Raw genomic sequence first — 949 nt, forward strand, 5'->3', positions numbered from 1 at the left:
CCGCCCACCCCGTCCCCCGCCGCCACAGTGGCCCGGGCGCGGGCGACCAGGTGCTCCTGCCGCCTGCCGACGAAGGCGAGGTCCTCCGCCGCCGGGTCGGCCGCGCGGGCGGTCAGCCGCCAGCCGGTGTCCTCCCGCACCAGGACCTCAGCTGGGAACCGGCGGGGCGCGACCCATGCGACCGGCAGCGCTGGACCGGCCAGCTCCTCGACGAGGGTCGCGCCCGCGTCGGGGGCGAGGGCATCCGTTGGCCGCGGCCACCCGTCCTCCCACTCGACCTCGACGGCGAAGGTCTCCCGGCCGAGCACGTGCCACTCCGGGCTCGTACCCCGTGGCCGCACCCCGTGGACGACCATCGCCCAGGTGCCGTCGGCCCGCTGCACCAGGTCGGCGTGGCCGGTGCTCTGCACCGGTTCGGCGCTGCCGCGCGCGGTCAGCAGCGGGTTCCCGGGGCACGGCTCGAACGGTCCGGACGGCGACGGCCCGCGCGCGATCGTCACCGCGTGCCCGCGCTCGGTGCCGCCCTCGGCGAGGAGCAGGTACCAGAGGTCGCCGACGCGGTACAGGTGCGGCCCCTCCGGGAACTTGCCGCCGGTGCCCTGCCACAGCGGGCGCCGCGCGGTGAGCACCCGGCCCGAGCCCGGGTCGATGGTCTGCTGCACGATCCCGGCCGGCCCGTTCGCCGCGAAGCCGGCGTAGGTGAGGTGGCAGGTGCCGTACTCGTCCCAGGCCAGGTCCGGGTCGATGCCGCGGACGTCGGGCAGCCGCACCGGGTCCGACCACGGCCCGAGCGGGTCCTCGGTGTGCACCAGCACCTGCCAGGCATCTGGAGCTGGCACTTGTTCACCCGACCGGATTTTGCCTGCGACCTGGCCGTAGCGGTCCTTCCTGGTCGTCGTTGGTCTTCGCGGTGGCTCGCTCGTTCTCCAGGTGCTGCCTTGAACTTCGA

At 75.2% G+C, this 949-nt stretch carries 1 protein-coding gene; it reads right to left on the reverse strand.

Annotated features, from left to right (window positions below; translation table 11 throughout):
• Positions 1–839, reverse strand: an 839-nt coding sequence (locus tag KME75_RS41950) for a family 43 glycosylhydrolase (RefSeq protein ID WP_308283539.1), incomplete at its 3' end; no start/stop codon positions are given.
• Between the last annotated feature and the right edge of the window lie 110 nt (positions 840–949).

The sequence above is a fragment of the Pseudonocardia nigra genome (genome assembly GCF_019396355.1).
Lineage (GTDB): Bacteria > Actinomycetota > Actinomycetes > Mycobacteriales > Pseudonocardiaceae > Pseudonocardia > Pseudonocardia nigra.